The organism is Paenibacillus sp. VMFN-D1 (assembly GCF_003386155.1).
Lineage (GTDB): Bacteria > Bacillota > Bacilli > Paenibacillales > Paenibacillaceae > Paenibacillus_AQ > Paenibacillus_AQ favisporus.
On the sequence record NZ_QRDU01000003.1, the window covers coordinates 306368 to 332525 of the forward strand.

Here is a 26158-nt window from a genome sequence, read left to right on the forward strand (position 1 = left end):
AGGGAAAACCATGAGTGAATCATTGGAGCTGTACGACGTAACCATCATCGGGGGGGGCCCTGCCGGCATGTATGCGGCTTTTTACAGCGGGATGCGCGACCTGAAGACCAAGCTGATCGAAGCGAAGGACGAACTGGGCGGACGGATGCTGATTTATCCGGAGAAGATGATCTGGGACGTCGGCGGCACGGGACCGATTCTATGCCGCAACCTGATCGAGCAGTTGAAGCAGCAGGCGCTGACCTTTGACCCAACCGTCGTGCTGGGCCAGCAGATCGTCGGCCAGGAGCGCCTGGAAGACGGCACCATTTTGCTTACTTCCTCAACCGGAGAAAAGCACTGGACCCGCACGGTCATCATGGCGATCGGTTACGGCATCCTGGAGATGGCGAAGCTCGACATCGAAGGTGCCGACAGGTTCGAAGTGAGCAACCTTCACTATACGGTGCAGGAGCTCGAGCCCTTCCGCGGCAAGCGCGTGCTCATCTCCGGCGGCGGCGATTCCGCCGTGGACTGGGCCAATGAGCTCGAGCCGATCGCAGCCAGCGTCTGCGTGGTACACCGGCGCGAACAGTTTGGCGGCCACGAGCGCAACGTGGTTCGCATGAAGCAGTCTTCCGTCCAGATCCATGTTCCCTATACCGTCCGCCAGCTGCACAGCAGCGACGGGTGCGCGATCAACCAGGTTTCGATCTGCCATGAAGAGAGCGGCGATACCCTTCGCGTGGACGTTGATGCGGTCATCGTCAACCACGGCATGCGGTATAACTTTGGGGCAATCCGCGACTGGGGCATCGATATGGGCGAATGGACTGCGAACGTCAGCGACAAGCTGGAAACGAATGTGCCGGGAATTTTTGCCGCAGGAGACTTTGTGGACTACAGCAGCAAAGTGAGACTGATTGCAGGCACATTCACCGATGCCGTGCTTGCCACGAACAGCGCCAAGCTCTACATGGATCCCGAAGCACCCAAGGTTGCTTATGTTTCTTCGCACAATGAGCGGTTCAAAGAGAAAAACCGGGCGCTTGGCGTCATCGACGAAGACCACTAACACCGGATACCGGCCGGGAAAGACTCTCTAGGGTTCAGGACATGAACCATTAACAAGATAAATTAACCGAACCAGAACCTTCAATGGGGATAACTTCGATCCGAATCCCATAGAAAAAAGGCCTGCATGATCGTGCAGACCTTTTTGCCGTTTATATCGGATTATTCTATGATTTCACACGGGTTCATTGCTTAGGAGTCGATCTTGACGCCCTTCTTGGCCGATTTCTGATCGGCACTCGAATTGTTCAGAACAGGAAGCATTTTCGTATCCCGCACCATCGGGGAATTACACAACCTGCAGGTCGGCTCATGCTCAAAGGCGAAATTATCGCGCATCCACCCTTTGCACCCTTCCTTCGTACAGGACCAGATCGCTGTATTTTCCTCAGGTATTTCCTCCATCGACTTTTTGCGGTAGTTCATGCTCAAGTCCCCCTTTTATGAAGTATAAAACCAAACTGTATAAACGGACGCCCTGCAGCAGTCAACCTCCGCCAAGAACGGATCTTGGACAAGCCTGCTTGGTCTATATGAAAAAACTGCCCTTAACGAATCTGTTAAGGGCAGCCGCTTGTTGATGTTACAGTTTCACTACGTTCTCAGCTTGTGGTCCACGGTTGCCTTCAACCACGTTGAATTGGACGCGTTGTCCTTCGTCCAACGTTTTGAAACCATCGCCAGTGATTGCACTGTAGTGTACGAAAACATCGTTTCCGCCTTCAACTTCGATGAATCCGAAGCCTTTATCGGCGTTAAACCATTTAACTGTACCTGTTTGCATGGGGCTGTACCTCCAAAATTGAAATTTAATATGATCCTTCTTTTAAATAATGCTAAAAAAAATTCACACATTGAAAAAAGTTCCATCGTAAACATGATACCCTTTTCAATATGTGAATTGGTTTCAAATTTTAGAACTGAATACAGTGTACCACGAAAATCACCAAAATGCAAGGATTTGGGAAATGTTGATATGCCATGCCAAGATATGACTTCGAGGTGACGGCATTTGGGCAGGTTAATCATTTTATCGGACTTACAGCAATATAGTGTTACGAGCACGTCGGGCCGACATGCTCCTTAAAGAGGTTGTTCAAAAAGTCCGCTTTTGATCACGAAATAAATCGGGAAGCTGATTCGGCATCGAATCTTGAATTCAGCCGGGCCTAAGTGGATGCTTGCGTAGTATGTTTCCTTCGGAAACATTTCAGGTGCTCACGTACCCACTACGTACGCTCTGCTCCTCAGTCCCTTGCTTCATTCAATCTTCTCGGTGCTGAAAACCGAACTTTTTGAACACGCACTTAGAGGTTACATAGGAAGGGAGGTATATTTCTGATCGAATTCAAGAACGTCAGTAAATTTTACGGCAGCTTCCATGTCCTCCAGAATATCGACCTTCGGATCGAAGAGGGCGAAGTGGTCGTGATTATCGGACCGTCCGGTTCCGGCAAGAGCACTCTGCTCCGCTGTATCAATCGGCTGGAAAAAATCTCGTCGGGCGAGCTCTACGTAAACGGAACGGCGCTGCATGACAAAAAGATCGACATTAACCGGTTCCGCCGCGAGATCGGCATCGTCTTTCAGCATTTTAATCTGTATCCCCATAAAACGGTGATCGACAACATTGTGCTTGCACCGGTTAAGGTGCTTGGCCTCTCCAAAGAAGAAGCGGCCGAGCGTGCGACCTCCTATCTGTCCCGCGTCGGCATTGCGGATAAGGCATCCAGCTACCCTTCCCAGCTCTCGGGGGGACAGCAGCAGCGGGTCGCGATCGCCCGGGGCCTGGCCATGCATCCGAAGATCATGCTGTTCGACGAACCCACATCGGCTCTCGATCCCGAAATGATCGGCGAAGTGCTGGACGTAATGCGCTCTCTCGCCTACGACGGGATGACGATGGTCATCGTTACGCATGAGATGGGATTCGCCCGCGAGGTTGCCGACCGTGTCGTTTTTATGGACAACGGTCAGATCATCGAGGAAGGCCCGGCGGCAAGCTTCTTTGACCATCCGCAGGAAGAGCGCGCGCGGACGTTTCTCAGCCGGCTGATTCATCATTAAATTCAGCGGAAAGCATATGGAAAGGGGTTATTGAATTCATGAAAAAACCTTTGAGGTGGAGTGTTGCGTTTGTCCTGTTGGCGATGTGCCTGGTGTTCACGGCCTGCGGAGGCTCGAAGAGCGAGCCCACGGCTGCGACTGGCGGCGGTTCGACCGACACGACCGCAAGCGGAAACAAGGACGAAGGCGGGGACACGGCCGCCAAGGGTGGTACGCTGGAAGCGATCAAGGCCCGTGGCAAGCTTATCGCCGGCGTGAAATACGACACCAAGCTGTTCGGGCTGAAGGACCCGACTTCCGGAAAGGTAGAGGGCTTTGACATCGACATCGCCAAGGCGCTGGCCAAAAAAATACTCGGTGATGAAACCAAGATCGAGCTGAAGGAAGTAACGTCCAAAACCCGCATTCCGCTGCTGCAGAACGGGGACATCGACCTCATCGTCGCCACGATGACCATCACCGAGGAGCGCAAGCAGCAGGTCGATTTCAGCGACGTCTATTTTAAAGCGGGTCAATCCCTGCTTGTGAAGAAAGGCAGCGCCATCCAAGGCCTGGAGGACTTGAAGAAAGGCGTGAAGGTGCTGACCGTCAAAGGCTCCACCTCGGCTAAAAACATCCGCGAAAAGGCGCCGGACGCCACCGTGCTGGAGTTTGAAAACTATCAGGACGCATTTACCGCGCTGAAAGCCGGCCAAGGGGAAGCCCTGACGACCGACAACGCCATCCTGCTCGGCATGCAAAAACAGGATCCGAACTACGTGCTGGTCGGCGGCACCTTCACCGACGAGCCTTACGGAATCGCCATCAAAAAAGGCGACGCCGAGTTCGTGAAGACCGTCAACGATCTGCTCAAGGAAATGAAGGACAGCGGCGAATACGACAAGCTGTATGAGCAGTGGATGGGTGTCAAACCCGAGTAGGGCCTTGGCTTTCGCTGCCTTTCCCGGCACGCTGCGGGGAGCCCTGAAAACCTTTAAGAAAGGACGAAGGCCATGCCGGGCAAATTTGACATTCACGTCTTGTTTAACCACTGGGACCGTTTTGCCGAAGGCTTTATCCACACGATCGAAGCCAGCGTCCTGGCCTTGATCGGGAGCTTCGTGCTCGGCGTTATCATCGCCGTGATGCGGATCTCCCCGATCCGGGCCCTGAATGTGATCGGAACGGTGTATGTTGAGTTTATCCGCAACATTCCGCTCCTGCTCGTCGTGTTTTTCTTTTTCCTGGGAATCCCGTCGCTCGGACTGCCGCTGGACGGCTTTACCTCGGGGACGCTCGGGCTGATGGTCTACACCGCCTCTTTTATCGCGGAAGCCATCCGTGCCGGCATCCAGTCCGTACCGGCCGGTCAGACCGAGGCCGCCCGCGCAACGGGACTGTCGTACATCCAGACGATGCTTCACATCGTGCTGCCCCAGGCGATCAAGATCGTGCTTCCAGCCATCGGCAACCAGTTTATTAATCTCGTTAAAAATTCGTCCATTCTGGCCGTCGTGACCGGGATGGACCTGATGTATTACGCCGACCTGATCAACTCCGACACCTTCCTGCCCCTGACCGTGTATACGATCGTCGCCGTCTTTTACCTGGTGCTTACGCTTCCGCTCAGCTTTGCGGTCCATTACATGGAACGCCGGTTCCGCTCGGCTGACCGATAAAGGGGCTTTATTCTGGCAAGAGGAGAAGATGCCGCCATGGATTTTATAGGTGCCTATTCCCTACCCAACGTCAAGTTTCTGCTTGAGGGGTTTCTCGTTACGATCGAGGTCGCAGTGTTGTCCATTGTGTTCAGCTTCGTGCTGGGAACCGTTCTCGGGACGCTGCGTTACGCCAAAATCCCCGTATTGTCCCGGATTGTCGCAGCCATCGTCGATATTATCCGGAACCTGCCGCTGCTGCTGATCATCTTCTTCATGTACATCGTGCTTCCCCAGCTCGGCATCAAGATGTCCCCCTTCTGGGCGACGGTCGTCGGCCTGACCTTGTTTGAGGGGGCCATGATTTCGGAGATCGTCCGCGGCGGGCTCAATTCCGTTGACCGGGGACAGATCGAGGCGGCCCGCTCTTCGGGGCTGAGCTACATGCAGACGCTCCGGCATATCATTCTGCCGCAGGCGCTGCGCCGCATGGTTCCGCCCTTGGTCAGCCAGTTTATTTCGCTCCTCAAGGATACGTCGCTCGCCGTCATCATTTCGCTTCCCGAGCTCATGCACAACGTGCAGATCCTGCAGGGACACAGCCCGAACTACGTCATCCCGGCCCTCATCTTCGCCGCCGCCCTGTACTTCATCGTGAACTACATTCTCTCGATCATCGCCCGGCGGCTGGAGGCCAAGACGCTCTGACACGGCTGCTCGGCCCGGACAAAGAAAACAAGCCCAGCTCTCCCCCTTCATGGGTGAGGCTGGGCTTGCTTAGGTTTGAGGCGTATAGACTCAAGTAGCAAGCAGCTTGCTCCGCCCCCGACTCCATTGCTTCAGGAAGCCGGGTTTGCCGCCAATGCAAACAAAGCGATGGTGATCACATCTTCGAGATCTTCACGGCTGGCCCCGTTCACAGCTTGAATCGACATGCCGGCTACAAGGGTTGCGACATACCGGGCCAGGGCGGCAGGATCGGCATGCTCGGACAAATCCCCATCCTGCTTGGCTTGTTCCAACCGGGTGCTTAGCGCTTTTTCGATTTGAACACGTAGATTGGTCAACAATTGTTTGATTGGATCAGATTCCTCGCTGCAAGCAAGGGCTCCTTTGACCGTTAAACAGCCCGGAGAATAATCGGGATTGACAACCGAATCCGCCGTTGCACGAAGAAGTTTCTCGATGACTAATCGAGCTGTCGGTTCGTTCAGTGCAGCCAATGAGGCTTGAATCGGCCCTTCTTTCATATATAAATCAAACGCCATGTGAAACAGTTTCTCTTTGCTGCCGAAGGTCGCATAAAAGCTTGATCGGTTGATCTTCATGGCTTCGGTCAGGTCGGACAACGAAGTCCCTTCATATCCCTTTTGCCGAAAAATCTCCAGAGCACTCTCAAGCGCTCGTTTAATATCAAAAGCCCGAGGACGTCCGACTGCCATAACCATCCCACCTTTTTCTTAAATCAGATAAGTGATATTTTACTACACGGCTTGGAATTTGCAATGTCTCGGAAAATATAAAAAAGATCCAAACTGCCCGGGAAGATCGACGGCAACTCCATCTTCAGACAGTTTGAATCTATTTGCTCACATAACTAATTCCACGTTCATCCGGCCACTTTTGGGAAACCGCTGGTGGTTAGACGCTTCCGCCTCCGTCGACATTCAGGCTTGCCCCGGTAATATAACCCGCTTCAGGCGAAGAAATATAAGCCACCATGCTTGCAATTTCTGATGCCCTTCCGTGTCTTCCCAGCGGAATCTCTTTTACGGCTGAGGCATAGGGGCCGTTTGCAGGATTCATATCCGTATCGATCATCCCCGGTTGAATGTTATTGACTGTAACGCCTTGTGGCGCCAGATCGCGCGCCAGCCCCCGTGTCAATCCGGCTATCGCGGCTTTTGTCGAGACATACAGGCTGTTTCCAGGGAATGGATTGCGTTCGGCGGCAACACTACCAATGTTGATGACGCGGCCACCTTCTTTCATTTGCGGAGCGGCCGCTTGAACGGCAGCGAATACTGCCTTCAGATTAACCGCCACCATTTGATCAAACTCTTCAAAGGTAAACTGGTCGTAAGGCTTTAACATTGTAACGCCGGCATTATTTACAAGAATATCAATACCATCGAATGCTTGGATCGCCTCTTCGACCGCTCCTTTTACTGCCCTGACATCGGCGCTGTCCGCGTGAATCGCCAAAGCTTGACCACCAGCGCTTTTAATTTCTTGTACCAGTTCCTCTGCCTTGCTTTGCGCACTGACATAAGTAAAAGCAACCGATGCACCGTCTCCTGCGAGCCTTTTCACGATTGCTGCGCCAATACCGCGAGCTCCTCCGGTAACCAATGCCTTTTTGCCGGCCAAGGGTTTATTCATTGTGCTTGTCGTATTCAAATATAAAACTCCTCTCATTTTTATTTTGAACCTTTCGGTCCATAATTAAGTATGAGGTGATTTTAAACCATTCGGTTCAAAATTACAAGCAGCAATTTTATATGCATTAGCGGTGAGCAGGAATGCCTTTTGAGCGGATGATCCTGGATCATTTTGCGGTTAGACTAAAAAGGGGGCCCCACCGGGTCCCCCTCTTTCATTAACGCGCCAGCGATACCACCAGCGTTTTGATTTCGTACGGCTTGAAGCGCAGCTCCGTACCGTTGCCCGATACGCTCAACGGCTCGCCGCCTTCTTCCATTAAATTTGTCTCGGCCGCCGCGCTGACCGCACCGGCCTGCGGGTCCAGCTCGACCCGGGCGCGGGTGCGGATGCCGCCGTATTCGTACATGCGGATGACGATATCGTCGCTGTCTTCGGCCTTTTTGACCGTGTCGATCATAATATTCGGCTGATTCACCTTGACCAGGCCAAGCGCCTCCGGCAGAATGCCTTCCTGTACCGGTACGGCCAGCAGTGGCGTGTTCAGGCCGCAGGCCGCCTGGTGGGTTCCGCCTTCATACCAGCCGCCGCGGTGCGGATACAGCGAATACGTAAATTCATGCTCACCCTGATCGGCGGTTCCGTCCGGATAGACAGCGGATTTGATCAGGCTGAGGCGGATGACATGGTTGCGGATGTCATGCCCGTATTTGCAGTCGTTCAGCAGGCTGACACCGTAACCGCCCTCGGAGAGGTCCACCCAGCGCTGTGCCACGGATTCGAACCGGGCGTAATCCCAGCTCGTGTTCCAGTGAGTCGGACGCTCCACGTTGCCGAACTGGATCTCGTAGGTGGCTTTGGTAGAGCGGATGTCGACCGGAAAGGCGGCCTTGAGCAGCTGCTGGTGCTCGTGCCAATCCACTTTGGTCACAAAATCGATCCGCGGGTCGTCCCGGTACACCGTGAACCGCTGCTCGATGGTGGAGTTGTGATACGCATACACCAGCTTGATCACGCCGCGCAGGGGTCCTTCCTCCAGGACCGTCAGTTCCTTCAGGTCCTCGACCGTCCGCATTTTTTCCTGGTAGAAAATATCGATGTCCCAGGCGTCGTGTGCCATCGGCTTATCCTCGAACACCTGCAGCACGTTCGCCGGCTCGCCCGGCTTCAGCACTTCGCGGTCCGCCTGCTTGTCGTACAGCGATACCAGCTGACCGGCTTCGTTCAGGCGGATGCTGTAGAACGGCGTTTCCACGACGTCTCCCGTGATCTGCCAATCGGCTGCTGCGACTGCAGCGGAAGCTGAACCTTGGGTGCCCGCCCCCTCGCTGCGGCCGTAAATGGTCGTGTAGCCGTAGGCCGGCACATCCTTCACGGTGACCAGCACGCGGGCGGTTTCACCCTCCTGCGCTGGAATGATCTGGGCCGACAGCGCTTCTCCGGCTGCGGAATACCATGCCATCTCTGCAGCTCCTGCCGCGGAAACTTCGCTGACGAAAGTGCGTTCCCAGCCAAGCGGATTGAAAATCCGGACAGGGAAGCCTTTGCTTTCCGCCTTGGCGGAGTCCGGCTGTGCGCCCGCTTCTCCGCGGCCCTCGGCGGTAAACTGCGACAGCCCCTGTTCCAGCACCTGCACGGCCAGCTGCTCGGCTTCGGCGTACTCGACCCGGCTGTCCTCATACACTTCGTGAATAGACGAGCCCGGGATGATGTCGTGGAACTGGTTGCGCAGCACGATTTCCCAGCTGTCCGCGAGACCCGCGGCCGGATAGGCATAGCCCGGATTCAGCATCAGCGCCAGCGCGTTCACGAATTCCGCGTTGTGAAGCAGCTGCTCCATCCGGCGGTTCATCCGCTTGTTATAAGCCTGGGACGTATAGGTACCGCGATGGTATTCTAGATACAGTTCCCCGTCCCACAAGTGAAGCTGCGGATCATCCTTGACCCGCTCCTCCAGCTGTTCGAAGAATGCTTCGGCTCCGCCCTGCTTCACCTGCGGCGCCGCCGGCATGTCTTCATAACGGCGGGCCGCTTCGAGCATATCCCGGGTCGGACCGCCGCCGCCGTCGCCCCAGCCGTAGGCGAGCAGCAGGTTCTCGTTGATGTCCTTCTGCCGGTAGTTATCCCACAGTCCCTGAATCGAGGAACCGGTGATGTTGCCGTTGTACGTATAAAACCAGCTGCCGTCGTTGTCCGGGGTCGTGATGTAATGCGTCAGCATTTCGGTTCCGTCGATGCCGCGCCACATGAACGTGTCATACGGGAAGCGGTTGTACTGGCTCCAGCTGATTTTGGTCGTCATGAAGTAGTCGATGCCGCTCTTCTTCAAAATTTGCGGCAGTGCCCAGCTGTATCCGAACACGTCCGGCAGCCATAAGACACGGTTGTCGACGCCGAATTCCCTCTTGAAGAAGCGCTTGCCCGTCAGCAGCTGCCGGACCAGCGACTCCCCGGAAGGAATGTTGCAGTCCGACTCCAGCCACATCGCCCCGGTCGCTTCCCAGTTGCCTTCCTTCACGCGATCCTTGATTTTCTCGTACAGCGTCGGAAAATCCTTCTTCAAATAAGCGTACAGCTGCGGCTGAGACTGAAGGAAGACATACTCCGGAAAGCGGTCCATGAGCGTCAGCACCGTCGAGAACGAGCGCCCGGACTTCTCACGGGTATGCTTCAGCCTCCACAGCCAGGCGACGTCGATATGGCAGTGGCCGACCGCGGTGATCTGCGGCCGCGGGCCGCGCGGAATCGCCTCAAGCCGCTCCTTCAGCACGTACAGCGCCTGCTCGGTGGAGGCGTAGAAGCGGTCCGATCCCGGCGCGCTCCAGTCCAGCAGCCGGAACGCCTCCTCCAGCGCAGACGTCATCGCCTGCTTCTCCAAGGCGCGTTCGTCCAGCAGCTTCACCGTCTGCAGCATGTGCAGCGCCGTGTAGTACAGGTCATCGGTTGCCGCGTCCAGTACTGCAAGTTCCAGCACATCAACCCGATGATCAAACGGCATATGGCTGCCGTTCGGGGGCGTCAGCCCGCTCCATGCGCGGATGGCCAGCTCCACGCGGCCTTCGTCCACAGCCTGCGCCGGGAAGAACAGCTCGGCATGGTTGCGGTCCACGGCCTGCGCCGGCTCCCCGTTCAGATACACCTGGCCTTCATACCCGCTGCAGTTGCCCCCGCCGGTTTCCCCAAGCTTGATCAGTCCTATGACGTCCTGCGCCCGCCACGATGCGGGAAACGTCACGTCGGCGATGAACCAGGCGTAGCGGTCCCTTCCTCCCCAGCGGTCCCCTACCTTCACGACCGGCTGGCTGCCTGCGGCGGCCTTCGCTTCCGCCAAACTCTCCACATCCGGTACGATATGCATGTTCTCCAGCGGCTTGCGGTTCCGGTATCTCAGCCCGGCCAGCTCCTGAATGCGCCGCTCCAGCTTTTCAATCATAAATCTCATGGATGATCACCTTTTCCCCTTCTGCATCCTTCCGTCTCCGGCCATGCATGCTCCCGGAATTTCCGGAGTAATAAATTGCTGCTTCGTCGGTTACAGCACATCAGCAATAAGTTTTGCTCGTATTAATATATATAATATAGCATTTATGTTTAATATAAAACAAAAAAAACAGCATCTCTTGTTTCAAGAAATGCCGTTTCTCGATTCCTCTGGTTATACCGGGCCTGTCGTATGGTGAATGACGAGACGGGGTTTAAAAATCCGCTTCGTGTACTTGACGTCCTTGATGTTCCCTTCCAAAATGTCCAGCAGCAGGCTAGCCGCCTCGCGCCCCATTTCTTCCTCGCTTTGATCGATATACGTAAATACGCTGAGCTCTTCGAGCATGGGACTCGGGTTATCGAAGGTGACGATAGACAGGTCACCCGGGACATCCAGCCCCAATTCCTTGGCCATGGACCACAGGTTGACCCCAAGCTTGCAGTTCAGCGCGATAAACGCCGTCGCCATCCGGCTTTTGAGGAAGCGGTACAGCGGGTGATCCGTACGGGAACGCCCCGTTGGGATGCTGAAGTCGGTAAGAATCAAAGCAGGATTGATCATCGCGCCCTTGTTCTTCAGCGCTTCGTTATATCCTTGAATCCGTTCATCGACCGTCACCGTCGGTATTGGAGAATCCGAGCATATCGCAATGTTCCGGTGTCCCAGCTCCCACAGATGATCCACCGCCAGAATGGAACCCAGAGCCGGATCGGACAGGACCACGTTCGTCTCTACGCCGGGCAGATGCCGATCCAGGAGGACGAACGGGTAATTCTGCATCTTCAGCGCGATAATTTCTTCACTGTACACCTCGGCATCCACCGGAAAAATAATCAGCCCGTCCGTCGTGCTGCGGAGCTCGCGGATCGCTTCCTTCTCCAGTTCCTTGGAATTGTAAGTGAACATGACGACCAGCGAGTATTTGCTCCCCGACAGCGCGCTGCGGATCCCCCGTACCATTTGGATGGCAAAATAATCTTCAATGGAAGGAAACACGAGCCCGATCTTGGGAGCCGACGACGATTTGGCCTCAGAGACGAGGGAGACCGGATTACCCGATATGTACTTCTCAGGCACGCCCTTGACGTAACTTCCCCGGCCCGGAATCCGGTAGATCCAGCCTTCGCCCGCCAGCTCGGCCAGCGCATTGGCCACGGTGATCCGGCTCACCTGAAACTGGTCGATCAGCTCCTTCTCCGTCGGAATCCGGTCGTCTTCCTTCAGCTGCCTGGAAGCAATCAACTGCTTGAAATGGTTTTGTATTTGAATGTACAGCGGCTCCCTGTCCTGGCTCATGACAATAATCCTCCAATACCTGATCTTTCGGTCATCTTCCTTTTAGCATTATATCCCATGGGACATACATGTCAACGCCGCTGCCCAGCCGCGGGCTCATCCGGACCGCTGAATATCGTACCGGATATCCAGGAAACGGAGTCCGAAAATCCACATCCGATGGCGGGCCGTCAGCCGCTGACCGGACTCCCCTTCCCGGATCCAGAAGGTTTCCTTCAGGGGCAAACGCATCGTGAACCATGAGGCATGCAGGTAAATGCCCTCATCGCCCCGGTGAGCCGGGCTGTGGGCGCTGGTCAAGACGAGCCCGGAGCCTTCATTATACAGGCGCAGCATCCCGGTCATATTGGCGCCCGGCAGCGGCAGGGCGATATTCATGTAGGGCTCGTCTCCGAACCAATGCAGGGAATAGAGCGCAATGAAAATCGCCTCCCCCTGCCCGTTCAAACGCTGCCAGGCGCGAACCCGCTGCCTGCCGTCCCTTCCCGACGCCACCGGAAGAACCCGGCCGTACATCCCCTGCCACCCTTTATATGTGCCAAGATGGATCTGCCCGATCCGGCGGCTGATGACTTGATAGACCACAGCCAGCGGCCTAAACCACCCGGCCCAGCGGATGTCGGCCCGCATCGCGTACTGATCGGTATGCTCGTAAAAATCCCGAATGACGGGCGACAGCCTCCGGGCGCGAAACGAGGCGGAGTCAAACCCGTCGATCCGGTCGACCAGCCCTGAATAGGATGCCGTTTCGTCAAGGAGTCCTTCCCTGCTTAAGAAGTGGCGCCCGATATGCCTTCCGCCGGTAATGGAGCTTACCGGTTTGCCATAATAGCTCTCCTTCGGGAAGTTTCCCTCCAGCAGCCAGCCCGCAAGCGACGGAAGAGCTACGCCTACCGCATTCGTGAAGCCGTGGATCCAGATCATCCGGTTGATCGAGAGACTCCCGAACTCCATCGCCCTTCCGGCTGCGTAAATCAGGGAGAACAGAATTGTCACCATCAATACGAGCGCCGAAAAAGATATGAGGTATTTGGCCTCCCGCCGGGTAAAGGAAGCTTTGAAAACAAGCAGTCCGTAGCTGTACAGGGCAGCAAGGTACGCCGCCACCAGAATGAACTCAAGGGCGGTGGAAAAAGCAATGCCCAGCGCAATGCCGGCCGGGGCCAGCATGATGATGACGGTCGAGGTTAAGTACAGCTTACGTCCAACCGTTATTTTTCGCCCCAGCAGCCCGGCCAGGATCGGGATAATAAATGAAGAGTAATGAAAATGAACGGCTGTCAGCATGATGAGCACGTCCGAAAAATCCATTATACGCCAATGCAGCGACGCAGCCAGGAACCAGAAACCGCCCCCGGCCAAGTACATCAGTCCGAAATCCACCGCGGTTTCAGCAAGCGGATGCAGCCCCCTCTCCAGCAGCCGTCTCAGCCCATACAGCGCCGTAATCACCGTAAAAGCCACCCAGGGAAGGCATAACAGCGGGATATCTCCCATGAAGGAAAGTGCCGCACAGACAGCAGCCGGAGGGTAAAGGATCGTCATGATTTTGTACAAAGCCATCGTTTTCCCGTTTCGCAGACGGGCATCGACGAGCATCAGGAAACCCGGTACCAGCACCAGCACCGCCAGCATCAGCACCGCTTCAAGCACTTGAAGCTGCCGCCCGCTGACGCCGAGAAACATCACATACAGCAGCAATCCGAACCATGCGTTACGCTTCATTCCGGCTTCCTCCGCTCCCGTCTTTCCTTGTTCCCGTAAAGCTCCCCTTATAGGCGAAAAGGGTGCCGAACAGCGGATTGCGCACATGCACCCGAATCCGGAAGCACTGCCGCTCCTCGTCGTAGGACTCCACGATCTGGGCCGCCCCGTGAAAAACCCGGGGAAGCGGGATCCGCATGCCGAACAGGGGCAGCCACTGGCTTCTGGAGGAGATGTGCATAGCTCCTTTGTCGTCCACGTGGAGGGACAGGGAGGAGCCGAGCAGCGCCGGCTTGCCGAACAAGTCCAGGATCTGCTCCTCCTCACTGTCCCATTTCATCACGGCATCGAAATGGCGCTTTTTGCCCCGGAAATCAAACGTCCGATCCCAATGTACCGTCTCCTGGCCCTTTGCATCCCGGGATACTTTGTTGTGGATAACAAAAGGGATGTTCCGGCCCCGCTCGGGAAAGAACAGACGGGCCCGAATGCCCAGCACCATCATGGCCCGTACGGCGAACGAACCGCCGCTGATTTCCTCCATCCGGCCGGCCCCGTTAAACACCGCATCTCCCGTCAGCCGGTAACGCTCCTGCAGCTTGGGATGCAGCAGCTGATAGGTATCGCCGAGCGCCTGTTCATAGATCGATTTCATAGGTCACCTGCCTTCTTTCGGCGGCAGCGGGCGGCGCTGGGCAGATGTCGGCTGTTCCCGTAGCCGATCAGCGACAGGACGATCAGCATACCGTTTAGCGTCACGGGATTAAACGGGGCAACAAAACTGTCGATGTCCCCGATCCCCGCAGAGGCGGTCAGACCGCAGATGGCAACGATCTGGAGAATAAACAGCGGGCGCTTCAGCTTATACAGCGGCAGCAGCCACACGAGTCCAAAGAGTATCTCCAGTATGCCGACCATCCGGATCATCGCCACGCCGCTGCCCATGCTCCCGGTTACGGCTTCCATCATGCGAATTTCGTCCGGATGGGCCATGATTAGCTTGGGAACGAGGCCGTGGTACAGCCATACAAAGGCGATCACCCCGCACACGGTCCAGTACGTGAGAAAGCGCTGGAGCAGCAGCTTCGGATGAAATCCCTGCTCCAGCCACATTTTTAACGCGTCAAAGCTCCAAGCCGTCGCCCATCCGAGCAGCGGCCTGAACAGGTAGGCATCGGCAAGACGCCCCGCCGCGCCGAAAGCCGACTCATATTGGTACAGCGTCTCGAAGCCGATACCGCCGTCTTTCTTCGTATACTTCCAATACCCGCTGCCCTTTCGGATGAGCGACAGTCGGTCATGCGTCCAAAACTTCAGCGAGGAGACCCGGTCCCCGGATTCCTTCTCCACTTGTCCCGCCGATTCTCCCTCGCCTGCAATATCGATGCCCATGCCGATCCGGGTTCGGTACCGAAAACGTTGAGGCTCATCCTGTGCCCGCGGCAAATACGAAATTTCCGTAAACCGGGCATCCCATGCGGTATGCAAATCCGGGTTCTGGGTATATTCCCATAGCTTATCCATCGTTGTGTCGATATCGGTTTGCACATAGATGGGCCGTTGCTTTTTCATGGCGTCTCCCCCTTGCTTTGCTCCCTTCCTAATTCGCGGAAAAAGCCCGATGTCCTTCTAAATTCCTTCCTGTTTAGACAAGATCATACACCGATGGCATTTGTTCGGAGGCCTCCGGCGGCGCGAAATCTGGAAGGAACTGGCGAAGAAAGGGCGAATCCTTAATAGATTGTTATAATCTGCCGATGTTGGGGAGGAAAAAGTCCATGAGTTTTTTAGACCGTTTGGAAAAATACGCCGAGCTCGCCGTCCATGTTGCGGTTCATATTCAGCCGGGGCAGTCCTTGTGGATCAGCGCTCCGATCCATGTGCCGGAATTCGTGCGCATGATCGCCAAGCAAGCGTATCAAGCCGGGGCAAAGCTGGTTCATATTGAGTGGCAGGACGAGATCAGCACACAGCTGAAGTATCATCTCGCTCCTGACGAGGCTTTTGAGGAGTACCCGGTGTGGAGAGCAAAGTGGGTTCAGGAATTCGCCGAGAACGACGGGGCATTTCTTTTTATCGAATCGGCCAATCCCGAGCTGCTGAAGGGCGTGGACCCCAAGCGGATCTCAGCCCATTCCAAAGCGGCCAGCGCCGCACTCTCCAAATGGCGGGAGTATATGTCCGCAAGCAAAATGACCTGGTCCATTATCGGCGTCCCGTCCGAGGCCTGGGCGAAGCTGGTCTTCCCGGACCTGACACCGGAAGCCGCGGTCGAGGCGCTGTGGGAGGCGATTTTCCAAACCGCCCGCGTGAGCGGCGGCGATCCCATCCAGGCTTGGAACGAGCATAATGCGAATTTGCGCAGTAAGCGCGAATATTTGAACCGTAAGCAGTACAAGCAGCTTCATTATAAAGCTCCAGGCACCGACCTGCTTATCGAGCTTCCGGAGCATCATGTCTGGAACGGCGGTACCGCCCGAAATGAAGCGGGCAATGAGTTCAACCCGAACGTTCCGACGGAAGAAGTGTTCACTTCGCCCCGCAGGGAAGGGACCCGGGGAACTGTCCGCAGCACCAAACCGCTCAGCTACCAGGGAAACTTGATCGAGAATTTCAGCCTGACGTTTGAGGACGGAAAAGTCGTCGATTTTACGGCAGAGAAAGGTTACGAATTTTTAAAAGGCATGCTCGACATGGACGCGTCAGCCCGCTATTTAGGCGAAGCCGCGCTTGTTCCGCACCACTCGCCCATTTCGGAGACCGGGCTCATTTTCTTCAATACGCTATTTGACGAAAATGCATCGAACCATCTGGCCCTGGGCGAAGCCTTCCCGACCTGCATCGAGAACGGAACCTCGCTCACCCGGGAAGAGCTCGACCGTGCCGGGCTGAATCACAGCATGATCCACGTGGATTTCATGATCGGCTCTGCGGACATGGACATCGACGGCATCACGGCGGACGGCCAAAGGGAACCTGTATTCCGTAAGGGCAACTGGGCGTTCTGATCCACCATACTAGCTAAGCAAAGCCCTCCACCCGCCTCACATGCAGGCCGGATGGAGGGTTTTATCTTGCCATCGATTCGGCCGTGCCGCGAGAGCAGCCTTTACGACTGATTCGATCCAATCCGAAACGAGATGCTCCGAAGGTCCAACCGCTGCATCCAGCGCTCAAAAGCCTGCACGGCGGCCTCCGCCACCTGAATATCCTGCTCGCTCGTCCCTCCGCTGACCCCGATGCCCCAAATGATGACATCGCCTGCTTTTAACGGGATTCCTCCCCCCAGGATGACCACCCTGCCCTGATTCGTCGTATTGATCCCGAAGGATGGCTGCCCGGGCTGAGCCGTTCTGGTCAGATTCGAGGTCGGCATCTGCAGGGCCACGCTGGTCCAGGCTTTGTTCTGGGCGATATCGATGCCCCCGATCCGGGCGTGGTCCATCCGGTGAAAGGCGACCAGGTTCGCGCCGTCGTCTACGATGGCGATGTCCTCTGCAAGCCCCATTTCCTTAGCTTTTTTCTCGGCTGCTTCGAGCAGCATTTTGGCAAGATCCAGCGTCATTTTCATGATCAGGCTACCTCCAGCTTCAATGTTCTTTCCCCATTGTATGGCCGCCAGCCCATAAGCGTGTTATTGGACGGAGAACGCTGTGAATTTGCCTGCAATGTGCAACATTTGGCATGACCGCCTCGTCAGGAACTATGAAGAGCAAGCATCATTTACCAATTGCATGCACGGTGAAACATTCCGATCCGCACTCGCAAGAACGCCATATAGAGGAGGAAAATGACAGATGAACAAAATTTACAAAGTATTGGCAACCGCATCAATTTTCGCTCTGGCAGCCGTTCCGGTTGCGGCCAGCGCCCAGGAAGTTCCGCCCGCAGCCGCTCAAAGCGGACAAGGCCAGGTTCAAAATGAGGCCAAAGTGGTTCCTGCCACCTGGGGACAAATCACGAACTTCGTGAACGACAAGACCGGCAAATCCGTTACGGTTACGGGACGGGGGCTGGCTCCAAGCGATCAAAGCCAGATCGTCCTGGCCATCACGCCGGAGACCAAGATCGTCGACGCCCGCGGGAAAAGCGTTCCTCTAAAAACCGTGATCGATGAGAAAAAAGTCGTGAAGGCGTTCTATGGACCGAATATTACGAAAAGCCTTCCGGCCCGCGGCACGGCGCTGACGCTTGTCGTTCAGGACAAGAGCTTTACCGCCATTGACGGTACTGTATCCGAAGTGAGAGAGAACGGCATCCTGGTCAAAGGAACCGATATTTACACCTCTAATGAGGACACGATTCTTCTGCACCTGGCCGATAAAGCCACCATCCTCAGCCAGGACGGCAAGGCGCTGACCAGCGGCGACATTAAAGAGGGCACGAGCATCCGAGCTTTCTATGGTCCTGAAGTGGCCATGAGCCTGCCGCCTCAAGCCGGAACGAATTATGTGATCGTGAACACGGAAGACACCGGAAGCGGTGAAACCGGCAATACGGATCAGGAACTCAAAGCCGGCACAGACGGCATCGTCACTAATACGGCGGACGGCAAAGTGACGGTCGTCGGCAAGGCGCATGACAAGGGCGGCGTCAACTACGTCATCCTCTCCGTCGATGACAAAACCCAAATCGTCGACGAAGACGGCAAGGCGCTGACCAAGGATGCCCTGAAGGCGGATATCCGCGTGGACGCATACTACAGCGATATCATGACGATGATTTATCCGGCCCAAACGCATGCCGGCAAAATCGTGGTGAAGAAGGCGGAATCGGTCAAAATTGAAGGTACTGTTAAAGCATCGGACCGGGCTTCGGCCGATCAGGTCTATGTAAACGTAGGTTCCGATGATTCCACCGACAACGACGTCATTCTGAACATCTCGAAAGATACGCCGGTCATCCCTACGATGGGCGGCGATACCAAGCTTCGCCCTGGCACCAAAATTATCGCCTATCATTCTCCGATCATGACCAAATCGATTCCCGGCATCACGAGTGCCGAAGCGATCATTGTGACGTCGGACGCCGATACGGTACAGCCTAAGTAATATCAACGTATACGCAGCTTGCATAAAAGCGCCCAAACCCTGCCGATTCTCCTGAAGAATCGGCAGGGTTTTTTGGGAGATAAGAATGTTATACCTTAGGGCTGCCGGATTCACGGGCGGGACCCGTTCATCCGATAATTGGCGAGCCTCGGACGATCTTGAAGCCCTTGCCGGATCGTCCACTGCGCCTTCATCTCTTTCGCTTTCTCCCGGCTAGCGCGACCGTCATCGGAATGATCAGCATCGTGTAGAATCCGAGCACCGTCATGCTGAGGATAAAAGCGCTCGTGTAGCTGCGCGCATTCGACTGCGATACGCCGTCCGCCACCAGCCTCTCGGCACCCCCGGCAGCGGAAGCGGTAACCTTGCATGCGCCGGGAGCCGCCTGTGCCTGACCGGCCGCTGCCGGGAAGCAATCGCGCAGCCTGGCCAGCGCCGTCTGCCCCTGCTCCTCCGACAAGGCGTAGGATGTCAGATGCTGCCGCAGCTCAAGCTCGGTCCGCGCCTCCGCCTGATTGGCATAATGGCTTAATGAGCTCATCCAGACAATGCCGATGAGGCCGATACCGATGGCAGAGGCGAGCTGCATCCCCGTCGTCAAAATGCCGGAGCCCGACCCGATATCCTGCTTCTCTACCTTGGACAGCACCACATTGGTCAGCGGCGCGGCGATAAAGCCTTGGCCTATGCCCAGCAGGACCAGAGCCGGCAGCCAGAACCATACGTTCGGCGACCATCCGGTGGCCCAGATCGTCAGCGCGACCGCGAAATAGCCGACGGAGGTCAGCACCGAACCGACCGTAAGGACGTGGGCTCCGATTTTGCCCGCCAGCTTCGGGGACAACAGCGAGGCCAGAAAATACCCGATGCCCATGGGCAGGATGATCAATCCGGATTTCAGGGCACTGAATCCATGCCCCATCTGCAGCAAATAGGCCGTGATCAGAAAGAAGGCGGCTTGAGCGGTCATCATGAGAAAGATCACGGCCAGGCCCAAGCTGAATGCTTTCTGGCCGAACAGCCTTACGTTCATAAACGGCCGGCGCCCTTTGGCAAGCAGCCTACGCTGCATCCATACGAATACGGCGAGGACAGGGCCGGACAGAATCAGGCTGATGACGAGCAGCGCCGGCCACCCCTCCTTCTGCCCCTGGACCAGCGGATACACGAGGAGGAGCAGTCCTGCCGCCGCCACGGCCGCACCGAACCAGTCCATCCGCGAGCGGTCCGAATCCCTCGATTCCGGAACGAACGGAGCCATCGCCAGGATGATCAATCCGATCGGGACGCTGAAGAAAAAGACCAGCCGCCAGTCGAGATGCCACGGATTCCAGCCGAGCAGCAAACCACCGATCAGCTGGCCGGTCGAAGCGGCCAGTCCCTGGGCTGCACCATACAGCCCGAAGATCATTCCCCTCTTCTCCGGCGGGTACTGCGCCTGAATGAGGGACAGCACCTGCGGCGATATCAGCGCCGCACTAAAGCCTTGAAGCACGCGGATGGCCGTAAGCACACCGACACTGCCCGAAATGCCGCATAACAAGGATGTTAATGTAAAGCCGGCCACGCCGATCAGGAGCATCTTCCGCCGTCCGTACCGGTCGCCCAGCCGCCCGCCGATAATCAAGGCCACGGCATAGGACAAGGTGTAGGCCGAAACGACGAACTGTACGCCGTAGAAATCGGCGTGAAGCCCCCGCTGAATCGAAGGGGTTGCCACATTGATGATAAAAATGTTCGCTACGGCCATAAATACGGACAGCAGCATCACCGCCAGCATTAAACGCGGCCTCTGGCGCGGCTCAGCCGCCGCCTGCGCAAGAGGCGCGGGAATGGAATTGACCGGTTGGTTCATCGCTTGCTTCATCCTCCTCTGGCGGATCCGGATATTTGACAGCAGCCGGAATCAGCCATTAAAATAAATGAGACAGATCTGTCTCGTTTGATAATCGTATGATACAGACAGATCTGTCTCATGTCAACAGCGAATTTACCTTATTTTAGGAACAGGTGATTAGAATGACCAAGAAGGAATCCGCCAAAGAACGGATACTGAAGGTGGCGTCCGATTTATTTTATAGCGAAGGCGTGCGTGCCGTGGGGATCGACCGGATCATTGAGGAATCGGGGGTCGCAAAGGCCAGCTTTTACCGCAACTTTCCGACCAAGGACCATCTGGTCGTGGCCTATTTGGAGCTGCATTCCAAGACCAGGATGGAAGCATATGAAGAAATAAAGCGGCAGTTCTCCGATTCGCCAAAGGAACAGCTCTACGCCCTCCTGGAGGAATTGGTTGAACGAATGAAGAGTTCCAAGTTCCGCGGCTGTCCTTTTATGAACGCCATCGTCGAGTTTCCGGATGAGGACCATCCCGGACACCAGGCAGCCATGACACACCGCTCCTCCCTTTGGAAAAATGTTGAGGATATTGCCCGCCGGGCCGGCGCCCGCGACCCGGTTCAGCTCACTTACCAGCTTCAGCTGCTGAAGGAAGGCGCCATGATGAGTGCCTACATGGATAAGGGGTATTACCATGCCGAGTATTTTCTGAACGCCTGCCAAGTGCTGATCGACCGGCAGTTTGATGAGCCCACTCCGTCCCGCCGGATAACCGAATAACATGGCGCCGCGGGCAGCAAACATGCGGGCAAGACCGAGGGCACTCTTCGTGCTTATTCCCGGCCTTGCCCGTTTTCATGCCTTACGACTTCGCTATCGCAAGCAGGTGGGAAGTGACGCCCACATACTCCCGGAAGGAGCGGATCCGTTCCTGCTCGAAACGGAACACGATTACCAGCTCATTCGTGTACGGCATTTCGTTAAAGATCCCCTCCGCTTGAAAGATAACGATCCCGGTATCCTCCTGCTCTACGCAGATGACCGGCGTTAGTTTGGCACTCATGCTTGCCCGTTCAAGCTCAACCAATTCCCGGAACCTCCCGGTTCCCCTCTGCTCTCCCTGCCATTCCTCAAAAGGGATCGGGACGATAAAACCAAAATCAGAGGTCACCAGCGCTTCAAACGCCCCCGTGTCCCCTTCCTCAATCGCCCGGCGAAATGCATGAAACGCCTGCAGACTGCGCTCGTTTCCCTTTTCCATTGGTTCCATACAGCATCCTCCTCTATTGGGGTTGATTATGCCTTTCGAAATCTTATGAACTCATCATATCGTTTAAACACGACAGGTGCTGTCTTGTTTTTGTGATACACTTGAGAAAAAAATGAAAGGACGGGACGCCGATGTATAAATCCCAGCGGTTGATCCGGCTTATCATGCTCGTCAATGCCAAGAAAAACTTCACTCTCCGCGAGCTTGCGGATGAGCTCGGCGTGTCCCAGCGGACGATATCCAGGGACCTCATCGAGCTTGGCGAGCTGGGCATCCCCGTGTACTCCGTCCAAGGACGGGGCGGCGGTTTCCGCCTGTTAAACGAGCGGCTGCTGCCCGCGATCGCTTTTACCGAAAGCGAAGCAACCGCCTTGTTCTTCGCCTCCCAATCGCTGGCTTATTTTGGCTCCGTCCCGTTCGGTAAAGCGGCCGCTTCCGCCCTCGACAAGTTCTATCACTATCTCCCGCCGGACCTGAAAGAGAGAATCAGCCGCTTAACCGGTAAAATGGCGATTTGGAGCCCCCGGCGCAGCATGTCTGCCGAGTGTCTGGAAGTGCTGCTGCAGGCGGTTATGAGTCGCAGCGCCGCAACCATTGTCTATCAATCCGGCACATCCGCGGACGAAAGAGTCATTCAGCCGATCGGCCTCTACTCGGACCAAGGATACTGGTACTGCCCTGCCTACTGCTTTACCCGTAAAGCTTATCGCCTGTTCCGGGCGGACCGCATCCGCTCGGCCGTGCTGAATGAAGAGGTCTGCTGCCTTGACGAGGTTGATGAGAAAACGGTGTTTAACTGGAATGAGGATGAGCTGAAGAAGGCGCCGAAGACCGACTTCATCGTCCGACTGACTCCGGAAGGCGTCCGAATGCTGGAGGGGAACGGCCGGCTTCAGCCTCATATCGAATGTTCGCCCGATGGCAGCGGCAGGATCGGCATATCCATTCCCCGGAAGGACGTGGCGTTCTTTGCCGATATGGTCTGGATGTTGGGGCCCGAAGCGGTCATTATAGAGCCTCCCGAAGCCCGGGAATGGGTTAACGGCCGGCTGGCCGCCATGCAGCGGCAGTACGCGGAGAGCATTCCGGAATCTGAATCCAGGCAGGTAACGGACATACCAAAAAGCCAGGCCCCTTAAGGACCTGGCTGTAGTTTATCCCATTAATTACTTTGGTACTGTAAAGTGGTGCCGTATAGGTATTTCTGGACCCACGTGCAAGTTATAATACTACGTCCGGAAGTATAAGTCTATATTTTTGGCGGATTTTTTCTATACTTAGACTTATTCTTTCACAGGGAGGGTCTAAGATGTTGAACCAAAGCGAAGCCGATGAAAGGCGTTATGCCGAATCGATGACAGACAAGCTGGGACGGGCGCTGGAAGACATCCGCGGGAAAATATCCGCTTCCTACCGCGACGTCATCGAGGCGAAAAAATATATGTGGGAAAACATTTCCCAGCTGGATCCCGCGGAGCGGGCCGCGAACAAGGTCGACATCTCGCTTCAGATCGACTCGGGGGAGAAAGCGATCGACAAGGAGCGGAAGCTGCATAAGCTGTACCAGTCTCCTTATTTCGGCAGGGTAGACTTTCGGGAAAATGGCCTAAAAGAAGCCGATGCCTATTATATCGGGATTCATTCCTTTGCCGGGACGGACGGGCATACGAATCTGATTTATGACTGGCGCTCGCCGGTCGCCAGCATGTTTTACGATTTCGGCGTCGGGCCTGCCTATTTCCTAGCTCCGCTTGGGCGGATCGAGGGCGAGCTGACGGTGAAGCGGCAGTACAAAATCAGGGACGGCCGCATGGAATATATGATCGAAAGCTCGATCAACATCGACGACGACGTCCTTCAGAAGGAGCTCAGCAGCACCTCGGACGAAAAGATGAAAAACATCGTCGCCACGATTCAAAAGGAGCAGAACGTCATCATCCGCAATGAAACCTCCGATGTTCTCATCATTCAGGGCGTGGCCGGTTCCGGAAAAACGTCGGTCGCCCTGCACCGTATCGCCTTCCTGCTGTACCGCTACAAGGAGACGCTGACGTCAAGAAACGTGCTGATCATCTCGCCGAACAACGTGTTCTCCGATTATATTTCGAGCGTTCTGCCAGAGCTTGGTGAAGAAAATATGATGGAAATGCGCCTCGAGGAGCTGGCGGAAGTGGAGCTCAAAGGGATTGCCGGCTTCCAGACGTTCTACGAGCAGGTCACCGTGTTGATGGACCAAGAAGACCCGGGCATGGTCGAACGCATCCGGTTTAAGGCGACTGCTGACTTCATCCGGAAGCTGGATGAGTTTGTCGCTTATGCAGAGCAGCATTATTTTGCGCCGGAGGACGTGCAGGTCGACGGACTACGGATTTCTGCCGCGGAGCTGCGAGCCATTTATGACAGCACCCGCCGGATGCCCGTACTGTCCAGGCTAGAGCGGACCGCAAACCAGGCGGCAGCAAACCTCAGGGACGAGGATGGACAGAGGCTGTCCGTACCCCGGATTCGCAAAATCAAGGCGGCCGTTAAAAAAATGTTCCGTGCCTCCACCCTGCTGGCGCTGTACAAGGATTTTTACGACTGGCTGGGCAGACCGGATCTGCTTCGCATGGCAGGGCCGAAGAAGCTGGAATATTCGGATGTCTTTCCCCTCGTCTACCTGAAAATGTACTGGGAAGGAACGGCGCCGTTTGATTTTGTAAAGCATCTGATCGTTGACGAAATGCAGGACTACACGCCCATCCAGTACGCTGTCCTTTCCAGGCTGTTCAACTGCCGCAAGACGATCCTCGGCGATGCCGGCCAATCCGTCAATCCCTACTCCTCCTCTTCGCTTGCCGAGATCAAAAAGGTGTTCCCGAACGCGGATACGGTAGAGCTGTTAAAGAGCTACCGCTCCACCTATGAAATAACGACCTTTGCCCGGCAGCTCAAAGACAACAGCAGCGTCGTACCCATTGAGCGGCACGGCGAACTGCCGCGGATGGTCGCCTGCGAAGACAAGGAGGAGGAAATGGAGCGGATCCGGTCTGTCCTCCGGGAATTTGTGCATTCCGAGTCGCGTTCCATGGGGATCGTCTGCAAAACAAAGGCCCAGGCGGACGAGGTCTATCAACGCCTGAGGGACGCGTTTGACAACCTGTATCTGCTGGACTTCGACAGCGAGGAGTTCCGCGAGGGCATCATCATCACGTCCGCCCATCTGGCGAAAGGCCTGGAGTTCGATGAGGTGATCGTTCCTTTCGTGAACAGCGAAGTCTACCGGAACGAGATGGACCGATCGCTGCTCTATATCGCCTGCACCCGGGCGATGCATAAGCTGACGCTGACGCACAGCGGGGCACGGACGCCGTTATTAAAAGAGCCCGGGGAGCATTAGCCCCCGGGCTCTTCTTTTTTATCCAAGATAAGATTCCAGCATCCAGACGTGCTTGTCGAGGTCCGCCTGAATCCCGATCAGCATATCTGCCGTCGGATGGTCGCCGGCGTCTTCCGCCAAACGGATCCCGTCCTGCAGCTCCTTGCTGACTACAGAGAAGTCATGGATAAGCGACTGCACCATACCGCGCGCGTCCTCTTTTCCCGTGGCTTCCGCTACCGTGCCGATTTCCAGATATTCTTTGATCGTCGCGGCCGGTCTTCCCTTAATCGTCAGGAGGCGTTCGGCGATGTCGTCCGCTTTTTGCGTAATGTCGTTGTACAGCTCTTCGAACTTCGCATGGAGCGTGAAGAACTGTTCCCCTTTTACGTACCAATGGTAGTTATGGATTTTAACGTAAAGAATGCTGAAGTTCGCCACCTGCTGATTCAATACCTGTTCCAGCGTAATTGTCGTGTTTGCCATTTGTCATCCATCCCTTCTTTATATATAATGGACCGCCTTAGGCGATCCGGCTGACTAAGAAGCTTTTGCGGCGGCCGTTCGTTACGGCTGCTTGGCGTCTTCTACGGGGACAACGGTAATGTCATCCACGTTCGATTCGCAGTGCGGGCAATAATGGCGCAGTTCGACTTCGTGGCCGCAGGCGGTATGCTTCAGGCTTTTATAGCATTTATCCAGGTGCTTCTCTCCCCACAGGATAAAAGCATGAAAAATCATTTCCATATCCCGTCCGCTTTCCGTCAATTCATACTCATACCGCGGAGGATGCGCGGAGTACAGGTTGGATACGATCAGCCCGTCCTCCTCCAGCTGTCTGAGCCGCTCGGATAACACATTCGCAGAGATCGTCGCCAGCCCCTGTTTGATCTCGTTGAACGTTTTTTTACCGACCAAAATTTCATGTATGATCATCAAAGACCATCGATCGCCAACGATGTTCAATGTCTGCGCAATGTTGCAATCCAGGTTGTAAATATTCTTCGGCATATCCAT

24 protein-coding genes are annotated in these 26158 nt (G+C 55.6%); 10 read left to right on the forward strand and 14 right to left on the reverse strand.

The features are described 5' to 3' along the window. Positions 1-10 precede the first annotated feature (10 nt). Positions 11-1054 (forward strand): NAD(P)/FAD-dependent oxidoreductase, encoded by a 1044-nt coding sequence (locus C7820_RS22460; protein WP_076172681.1) that lies wholly within the window; start codon positions 11-13, stop codon positions 1052-1054. A 191-nt stretch (positions 1055-1245) separates the two neighbouring features. On the opposite strand, the gene C7820_RS22465 is transcribed toward C7820_RS22460, so the two are convergent. Both C7820_RS22465 and C7820_RS22470 read right to left on the reverse strand, forming a co-directional pair. After that, positions 1246-1479, reverse strand: a complete 234-nt coding sequence (locus tag C7820_RS22465) for a cold-shock protein (RefSeq protein ID WP_076172678.1) — start codon at positions 1477-1479, stop codon at positions 1246-1248. A gap of 157 nt (positions 1480-1636) precedes the next feature. Beyond that, a complete protein-coding gene (locus C7820_RS22470; RefSeq protein ID WP_076172675.1) occupies positions 1637-1837 on the reverse strand; it encodes a cold-shock protein in 201 nt (66 codons plus the stop codon). Between the two features lie 554 nt (positions 1838-2391). On the opposite strand from C7820_RS22470, the gene C7820_RS22475 reads away from it, so the two are divergent. From C7820_RS22475 to C7820_RS22490, 4 genes are all read left to right on the forward strand, one after another. After that, positions 2392-3120: an amino acid ABC transporter ATP-binding protein gene (locus C7820_RS22475; protein ID WP_116232927.1), complete on the forward strand. Its 729-nt coding sequence runs from the start codon at positions 2392-2394 to the stop codon at positions 3118-3120. Positions 3121-3158: 38 nt separating this feature from the next. Further along, complete coding sequence (locus tag C7820_RS22480) at positions 3159-4040, forward strand: ABC transporter substrate-binding protein (RefSeq protein WP_116232928.1); 882 nt, start codon at positions 3159-3161, stop codon at positions 4038-4040. Positions 4041-4112: 72 nt separating this feature from the next. Further along, the gene (locus C7820_RS22485; RefSeq protein ID WP_076172668.1) at positions 4113-4778 is read left to right on the forward strand and encodes an amino acid ABC transporter permease; all 666 of its coding nucleotides are present in this window, start codon (positions 4113-4115) and stop codon (positions 4776-4778) included. Positions 4779-4814: 36 nt separating this feature from the next. Then, complete coding sequence (locus C7820_RS22490) at positions 4815-5465, forward strand: amino acid ABC transporter permease (RefSeq protein ID WP_076172665.1); 651 nt, start codon at positions 4815-4817, stop codon at positions 5463-5465. Positions 5466-5596: 131 nt separating this feature from the next. Here the strand turns inward: C7820_RS22490 and C7820_RS22495 are convergent, their stop codons facing one another. From C7820_RS22495 to C7820_RS22525, 7 genes are all read right to left on the reverse strand, one after another. Continuing rightward, complete coding sequence (locus C7820_RS22495) at positions 5597-6199, reverse strand: TetR/AcrR family transcriptional regulator (protein WP_116232929.1); 603 nt, start codon at positions 6197-6199, stop codon at positions 5597-5599. A gap of 199 nt (positions 6200-6398) precedes the next feature. Next, the gene (locus C7820_RS22500) at positions 6399-7157 is read right to left on the reverse strand and encodes a 3-oxoacyl-ACP reductase family protein (RefSeq protein ID WP_220376666.1); all 759 of its coding nucleotides are present in this window, start codon (positions 7155-7157) and stop codon (positions 6399-6401) included. Positions 7158-7356: 199 nt separating this feature from the next. Further along, positions 7357-10581: an alpha-mannosidase gene (locus tag C7820_RS22505; protein ID WP_116232930.1), complete on the reverse strand. Its 3225-nt coding sequence runs from the start codon at positions 10579-10581 to the stop codon at positions 7357-7359. Between the two features lie 213 nt (positions 10582-10794). After that, positions 10795-11919, reverse strand: a complete 1125-nt coding sequence (locus C7820_RS22510) for a GntR family transcriptional regulator (protein ID WP_116232931.1) — start codon at positions 11917-11919, stop codon at positions 10795-10797. 96 nt (positions 11920-12015) lie between these two features. Next, on the reverse strand, positions 12016-13644 hold the full coding sequence (locus C7820_RS22515) for a YndJ family protein (RefSeq protein ID WP_181909160.1): 1629 nt from the start codon (positions 13642-13644) through the stop codon (positions 12016-12018). Beyond that, positions 13634-14278 carry a DUF4166 domain-containing protein gene (locus C7820_RS22520; protein ID WP_116232933.1) on the reverse strand — a complete coding sequence of 215 codons (645 nt, stop codon included), beginning with the start codon at positions 14276-14278 and terminating at the stop codon, positions 13634-13636. Before C7820_RS22520 ends, C7820_RS22515 begins: the two co-directional genes overlap by 11 nt. Beyond that, positions 14275-15195: a DoxX-like family protein gene (locus C7820_RS22525; protein ID WP_116232934.1), complete on the reverse strand. Its 921-nt coding sequence runs from the start codon at positions 15193-15195 to the stop codon at positions 14275-14277. The genes C7820_RS22520 and C7820_RS22525 overlap by 4 nt, the downstream gene beginning before the upstream one ends. Before the next feature lie 206 nt (positions 15196-15401). Here C7820_RS22525 and C7820_RS22530 point away from each other — a divergent pair, with 206 nt between their 5' ends. Continuing rightward, positions 15402-16631 carry an aminopeptidase gene (locus C7820_RS22530; RefSeq protein WP_076172652.1) on the forward strand — a complete coding sequence of 410 codons (1230 nt, stop codon included), beginning with the start codon at positions 15402-15404 and terminating at the stop codon, positions 16629-16631. 101 nt (positions 16632-16732) lie between these two features. On the opposite strand, the gene C7820_RS22535 is transcribed toward C7820_RS22530, so the two are convergent. Beyond that, positions 16733-17194, reverse strand: a complete 462-nt coding sequence (locus tag C7820_RS22535; RefSeq protein ID WP_397334210.1) for a GlcG/HbpS family heme-binding protein — start codon at positions 17192-17194, stop codon at positions 16733-16735. Between the two features lie 226 nt (positions 17195-17420). On the opposite strand from C7820_RS22535, the gene C7820_RS22540 reads away from it, so the two are divergent. Next, the gene (locus tag C7820_RS22540) at positions 17421-18674 is read left to right on the forward strand and encodes a peptidase (RefSeq protein WP_116232936.1); all 1254 of its coding nucleotides are present in this window, start codon (positions 17421-17423) and stop codon (positions 18672-18674) included. Between the two features lie 190 nt (positions 18675-18864). Here C7820_RS22540 and C7820_RS22545 read toward each other — a convergent pair whose 3' ends face one another. After that, the gene (locus C7820_RS22545; protein WP_181909161.1) at positions 18865-20529 is read right to left on the reverse strand and encodes an MFS transporter; all 1665 of its coding nucleotides are present in this window, start codon (positions 20527-20529) and stop codon (positions 18865-18867) included. A gap of 164 nt (positions 20530-20693) precedes the next feature. Between C7820_RS22545 and C7820_RS22550 the strand changes: the two genes are divergently transcribed. After that, positions 20694-21293, forward strand: coding sequence for a TetR/AcrR family transcriptional regulator (locus C7820_RS22550; protein ID WP_116232938.1), 600 nt, complete (start codon positions 20694-20696; stop codon positions 21291-21293). Between the two features lie 82 nt (positions 21294-21375). Here C7820_RS22550 and C7820_RS22555 read toward each other — a convergent pair whose 3' ends face one another. Continuing rightward, entirely contained in the window at positions 21376-21783 is a 408-nt protein-coding gene (locus C7820_RS22555; protein WP_244169320.1) for a nuclear transport factor 2 family protein, read from the reverse strand. Between the two features lie 131 nt (positions 21784-21914). On the opposite strand from C7820_RS22555, the gene C7820_RS22560 reads away from it, so the two are divergent. Together C7820_RS22560 and C7820_RS22565 are read left to right on the forward strand one after the other, a co-directional pair. Next, on the forward strand, positions 21915-22922 hold the full coding sequence (locus tag C7820_RS22560; RefSeq protein WP_116232939.1) for a helix-turn-helix transcriptional regulator: 1008 nt from the start codon (positions 21915-21917) through the stop codon (positions 22920-22922). Between the two features lie 170 nt (positions 22923-23092). Continuing rightward, on the forward strand, positions 23093-25162 hold the full coding sequence (locus tag C7820_RS22565) for a HelD family protein (protein WP_116232940.1): 2070 nt from the start codon (positions 23093-23095) through the stop codon (positions 25160-25162). Between the two features lie 18 nt (positions 25163-25180). Here the strand turns inward: C7820_RS22565 and C7820_RS22570 are convergent, their stop codons facing one another. Both C7820_RS22570 and C7820_RS22575 read right to left on the reverse strand, forming a co-directional pair. After that, complete coding sequence (locus tag C7820_RS22570) at positions 25181-25627, reverse strand: Dps family protein (RefSeq protein ID WP_116232941.1); 447 nt, start codon at positions 25625-25627, stop codon at positions 25181-25183. Between the two features lie 81 nt (positions 25628-25708). Continuing rightward, positions 25709-26152 carry a winged helix-turn-helix transcriptional regulator gene (locus C7820_RS22575; RefSeq protein ID WP_076172945.1) on the reverse strand — a complete coding sequence of 148 codons (444 nt, stop codon included), beginning with the start codon at positions 26150-26152 and terminating at the stop codon, positions 25709-25711. Between the last annotated feature and the right edge of the window lie 6 nt (positions 26153-26158).

Bases quoted from the DNA above. Each gene is read 5' to 3' on its own strand.
- C7820_RS22470 (WP_076172675.1), bottom strand. From the start codon at position 1,837: ATGCAAACAGGTACAGTTAAATGGTTTAACGCCGATAAAGGCTTCGGA.
- C7820_RS22575 (WP_076172945.1), bottom strand. From the start codon at position 26,152: ATGCCGAAGAATATTTACAACCTGGATTGCAACATTGCGCAGACATTG.
- C7820_RS22565 (WP_116232940.1), top strand. From the start codon at position 23,093: ATGTTGAACCAAAGCGAAGCCGATGAAAGGCGTTATGCCGAATCGATG.
- C7820_RS22520 (WP_116232933.1), bottom strand. From the start codon at position 14,278: ATGAAATCGATCTATGAACAGGCGCTCGGCGATACCTATCAGCTGCTG.
- C7820_RS22480 (WP_116232928.1), top strand. From the start codon at position 3,159: ATGAAAAAACCTTTGAGGTGGAGTGTTGCGTTTGTCCTGTTGGCGATG.
- C7820_RS22485 (WP_076172668.1), top strand. From the start codon at position 4,113: ATGCCGGGCAAATTTGACATTCACGTCTTGTTTAACCACTGGGACCGT.
- C7820_RS22535 (WP_397334210.1), bottom strand. From the start codon at position 17,194: ATGAAAATGACGCTGGATCTTGCCAAAATGCTGCTCGAAGCAGCCGAG.
- C7820_RS22490 (WP_076172665.1), top strand. From the start codon at position 4,815: ATGGATTTTATAGGTGCCTATTCCCTACCCAACGTCAAGTTTCTGCTT.
- C7820_RS22550 (WP_116232938.1), top strand. From the start codon at position 20,694: ATGACCAAGAAGGAATCCGCCAAAGAACGGATACTGAAGGTGGCGTCC.
- C7820_RS22560 (WP_116232939.1), top strand. From the start codon at position 21,915: ATGTATAAATCCCAGCGGTTGATCCGGCTTATCATGCTCGTCAATGCC.
- C7820_RS22505 (WP_116232930.1), bottom strand. From the start codon at position 10,581: ATGAGATTTATGATTGAAAAGCTGGAGCGGCGCATTCAGGAGCTGGCC.
- C7820_RS22540 (WP_116232936.1), top strand. From the start codon at position 17,421: ATGAACAAAATTTACAAAGTATTGGCAACCGCATCAATTTTCGCTCTG.
- C7820_RS22465 (WP_076172678.1), bottom strand. From the start codon at position 1,479: ATGAACTACCGCAAAAAGTCGATGGAGGAAATACCTGAGGAAAATACA.
- C7820_RS22545 (WP_181909161.1), bottom strand. From the start codon at position 20,529: ATGAACCAACCGGTCAATTCCATTCCCGCGCCTCTTGCGCAGGCGGCG.
- C7820_RS22525 (WP_116232934.1), bottom strand. From the start codon at position 15,195: ATGAAAAAGCAACGGCCCATCTATGTGCAAACCGATATCGACACAACG.
- C7820_RS22460 (WP_076172681.1), top strand. From the start codon at position 11: ATGAGTGAATCATTGGAGCTGTACGACGTAACCATCATCGGGGGGGGC.
- C7820_RS22530 (WP_076172652.1), top strand. From the start codon at position 15,402: ATGAGTTTTTTAGACCGTTTGGAAAAATACGCCGAGCTCGCCGTCCAT.
- C7820_RS22515 (WP_181909160.1), bottom strand. From the start codon at position 13,644: ATGAAGCGTAACGCATGGTTCGGATTGCTGCTGTATGTGATGTTTCTC.
- C7820_RS22570 (WP_116232941.1), bottom strand. From the start codon at position 25,627: ATGGCAAACACGACAATTACGCTGGAACAGGTATTGAATCAGCAGGTG.
- C7820_RS22555 (WP_244169320.1), bottom strand. From the start codon at position 21,783: ATGGAACCAATGGAAAAGGGAAACGAGCGCAGTCTGCAGGCGTTTCAT.
- C7820_RS22510 (WP_116232931.1), bottom strand. From the start codon at position 11,919: ATGAGCCAGGACAGGGAGCCGCTGTACATTCAAATACAAAACCATTTC.
- C7820_RS22495 (WP_116232929.1), bottom strand. From the start codon at position 6,199: ATGGCAGTCGGACGTCCTCGGGCTTTTGATATTAAACGAGCGCTTGAG.